This window comes from Pelagibius sp. (genome assembly GCF_028281305.1).
Lineage (GTDB): Bacteria > Pseudomonadota > Alphaproteobacteria > Kiloniellales > Kiloniellaceae > Pelagibius.
The window spans coordinates 1-3567 of sequence record NZ_JANQKD010000019.1; the positions used below are offsets into that span (position 1 = coordinate 1).

General features: G+C 69.4%; 5 protein-coding genes. 2 read left to right on the forward strand and 3 right to left on the reverse strand.

Annotated elements, in window-relative coordinates; genetic code table 11:
* Window positions 1-384, reverse strand: a 384-nt coding sequence (locus Q0982_RS05170; RefSeq protein WP_299392533.1) for a glutamate-cysteine ligase family protein, incomplete at its 3' end; no start/stop codon positions are given.
* Window positions 385-628: 244 nt separating this feature from the next.
* Window positions 629-1423: a 16S rRNA (uracil(1498)-N(3))-methyltransferase gene (locus Q0982_RS05175; protein ID WP_299392536.1), complete on the reverse strand. Its 795-nt coding sequence runs from the start codon at window positions 1421-1423 to the stop codon at window positions 629-631.
* 58 nt (window positions 1424-1481) lie between these two features.
* Between Q0982_RS05175 and ubiA the strand changes: the two genes are divergently transcribed.
* Together ubiA and Q0982_RS05185 are read left to right on the forward strand one after the other, a co-directional pair.
* On the forward strand, window positions 1482-2474 hold the full coding sequence (gene ubiA / locus Q0982_RS05180) for a 4-hydroxybenzoate octaprenyltransferase (protein ID WP_299392538.1): 993 nt from the start codon (window positions 1482-1484) through the stop codon (window positions 2472-2474).
* 13 nt (window positions 2475-2487) lie between these two features.
* Window positions 2488-3180 (forward strand): methyltransferase, encoded by a 693-nt coding sequence (locus tag Q0982_RS05185; protein WP_299392541.1) that lies wholly within the window; start codon window positions 2488-2490, stop codon window positions 3178-3180.
* Window positions 3181-3314: 134 nt separating this feature from the next.
* On the opposite strand, the gene Q0982_RS05190 is transcribed toward Q0982_RS05185, so the two are convergent.
* Window positions 3315-3567, reverse strand: a 253-nt coding sequence (locus Q0982_RS05190) for a DUF3047 domain-containing protein (RefSeq protein ID WP_299392543.1), incomplete at its 5' end; no start/stop codon positions are given.

The window sequence follows — 3567 nt, forward strand, 5'->3', positions numbered from 1 at the left end:
GGGCTTGGTCACCCTCTTGATCTGGTCGAGGTGCTGGTGCACCTCGCTGCAGGTCTCGTGGATGGACTTGAGCGGCGCGCCCGAGAGCTCCACCTGGCCGCCGGGTTCCAGCGAGACACTGGCCCCGTCCTGCGCCAGGGCGATGACGTTCTCGCCCTCCAGGACCGGCTTCCAGCCGAAGTCCTGCAACCCGGTCAGGAGGGCGTGGATGCTCTGGTCGCCGTGGTAGGGCAGCGGGCGATAGTCCGCCAGGGCGTAGCAGAACTTCTCGTGCTCGGTGCCGATGCGCCAGTCTTCGGGGGGTTTGCAGCCGGCTTCGAGATAGGCCACCAGCTGCGCCTTGTCGGTCAGGGTTTCACCCTGAACCTGGGGAGGAGCGGACATGTCTTGATTACCTTGTGCCGGAGCAGTCTCAGACCCGGAGGAGCTTCCTTCGCGTGCGTGGTGTCGGCACCCGCCCCCCAGGCACGCCCGACAATGGATCTCAACCCCGCCCCGTTCGTCGCATTCCTTAGGCGGTCCTCTTGCCGGGACCTGCCGCAACACTTGAGCTATTTGATTATTGCCGTCAGACCGGCGATTTCAATCCCCGTCGTCGCCCCGTCCGCCATCGTCCGGGTCCTCCAGATCAGCCCGCCGGGAAGCCCGCCAGATCCGCCGGCGGCCGTTCGGCGCCGTCGCCCAGCACCGCCTGCCAGCAGGCCAGGGCCGCCAGCGCCGCCGTATCGGCGCGCAGAATCCGCGGCCCCAGGCCCACGGGCACAGCAAAGGGCAGTTTGCGAAGAGCGTCAAGTTCACTTTCCGCGAAGCCGCCCTCGGGTCCCGTGAGGATCGCCCAGGGCCCGGCGGGGCCTGGAGTCTCCGCCCGAACCGCCTGCAGCGCCTCGGCGATGGGCCGCGCCGCGCCCCACTCGGCGCAGACGATCAGGCGCCGACCCTCCGGCCAGCCGTCCAGCACCGCGCCCAGGCTGCAGGTGGCCCGCACCTCGGGCACGCTCAGCCGCTCGCACTGTTCGGCGGCCTCACGGGCATTGGCGGCCAGGCGCTCTTCGTTGACCCGGCTGACCGCGGTGAAACGGGTCATCACCGGCTGCAGCAGGGCGCAGCCCAGCTCCGTCGCCTTCTCGGCGATGAAGTCGATGCGCGCCCGCTTGATCGGCGCGAAGACCAGCCAGAGGTCGGGTTCGGGAACCGGCCGGCGCAGCTGGGCACCGACTTTGAGGGAACACCAGCCCTTGCCGAGCCCTTCGATCTCCGCCAGCCATTCGCCGTCGCGTTCGTTGAAGACCGCCAGCTTCGCGCCCGGCGCCAGCCGCAGGACCGAGCGCAGGAAGTGCGCGCGATCCCGTTCCAGGCCAAGGCTCTGCCCCTCGGCCAGGCTGTCGGCGACATAAAGCCGCGTCGACGGTCTAGCCCCTGCCATGATTGACTTCCGGCGGCACGTCTTTCTCCCAGCCCGATTCGCCGCTAAACAGTAGGCCATGAACGCCAGCGCGCCCAGCCCCGCCCCCGACACGGCCCCCAACACGGCCAGCGATATCCGCGCCGACCACTGGGTGGTGCGCCTGGCGCCGCCGGGCCTGCGGCCCTATGCGCGGCTCGCCCGCTTCGACCGGCCGATCGGCGTCTGGCTGCTGCTGTTCCCCGGCTGGTGGGCCATCGCCCTCGCCGATGCCGCCCAGAGCACCGCCGTGCAGAACAGCGTGGCCCCGTCCTGGTTCCTCTATCTGCTGTTCGGCCTCGGTGCCGTGCTGATGCGCTCCGCCGGCTGCACGGTCAACGACATCCTGGACCGCGACTACGATGCCAAGGTGGCGCGCACCGCCGACCGGCCGATCCCCAGCGGCGAAGTGAGCCTGGCTCAGGCAAGCGTTTTCCTGCTGCTTTTGCTGCTGGCGTCCTTCGCCATCCTGCTGCAGATGAACGCGCTGACCATCGTCGTCGGCTGCGCCTCCCTGCTGCTGGTCTTCCCCTATCCCCTGATGAAGCGCATCACCTATTGGCCGCAGCTCTGGCTCGGCCTGACCTTCAGTTGGGGCGCGCTGCTCGGCTGGACGGCGGTGACCGGGGCCCTCGGCTGGCCCTCGCTGCTGCTCTATCTCGGCGGCATTGCCTGGACCCTGGGCTACGACACCATCTACGCCCACCAGGACAAGGAGGACGATGTCCTCATCGGGGTGAAGTCGACGGCCCTGAAGCTGGGCACCGCCACCAAGCCATGGCTGCTTGTGTTCTACGGCGTTGCGCTGGCGCTGTTCGGGTCGGCGGGCGCGGTCGCGGGCCTGCTCTGGCCATTCTGGATCGGGCTGGCGGCGGTCGCGCTCCACCTGCTCTGGCAGGTGGCGGCCCTGAAGATGGACACCCCCCACGACTGCCTTACCAAGTTCAAGTCCAACCGCTTCGTCGGCTGGCTGTTCCTGGCCGCTGTCTGGGCCGGCAGCCCCTGGCTTCATGGTTGGCTGGGGCTCTCCTGATGAGCCCCGCGCCATGACTCTTGCCGCCCTCACCGCACCGGACGACTTCGTGCGCGCCAACACCCGCCTGCAACGACCGCCGCTGATCCCGGAGATCCAACTCCACCTGGCCAGCGAGGTGGTGCCGCTGTGGCAGGCGACGGAGGAAGAACTTGCACGCCAGGGCCTGCCGCCGCCCTTCTGGGCCTTTGCCTGGGCCGGCGGCCAGGCGCTGGCCCGCTATCTGCTGGACCACCCGGCCGTCGTGCGCGGCAAACGCGTGTTGGACTTCGCCGCCGGCTCCGGCGTCCAGGGCATCGCCGCCAAGCTGGCCGGCGCGGCCAGCGTCGAGGCCGTGGAGATCGACCCCTTCGCCTGCGCCGCCTGCCGCCTCAATGCGAAAGCCAACGGCACCGAGATCGCCGTGCGCGAAAACGACCTCGTCGGCTGCGCCAATCCCGGCTGGGACGTGGTGCTGGCCGGCGATGTCTGCTACGAGCGCCCGGCGGCCGAGAAGATCACCGCCTGGCTGCGCAGCCTGGCCGATGCGCGCTGCCTGGTGCTGATGGGCGATCCCGGGCGTACCTACCTGCCGCGCGGGGGACTGGAGCGGGTGGTCGGCTATGCGGTCAAGACGACCCGCGAGTTGGAGGACAGCGACCTGCGCAATGCCGTGGTCTGGAAGGTCGCCGCAGCGGAGGGCGCGAAGGAGCAAACAGCCCGGTAGACTCCTTCATGTTTTGACGGCACCGGACCGCTCCCCCTCCCGGCCACCCATAGGATACTGGCCCCATGAATCAATCGGGGGGTGGCCGGGAGGGGGAGCGGGCTGGAACCGCATCGACGTAAGTCGAAAACCCGCTAATCCGCCACCCCGGCGCAGAGCAGGTTGGCGGCGCCGTAGTGGGCGACCACCGGCTCCCCGGTCTGATCGTTGTCGGTGAAGATCGCAATGGCGTGGACGCTGTCCCGGGGCTTGCGGCCGAAGGCGGCCTGGTAGTCCGCCAGCAGGTCGCGCTTTTCCTCGACCCAGGCCGCCGGCCCGTCGGAGCCCGTCTCCACCACGATGGAGCGCACCACCCCCGGCAGGTAGGGGGAGTCGACGATGTCTTCG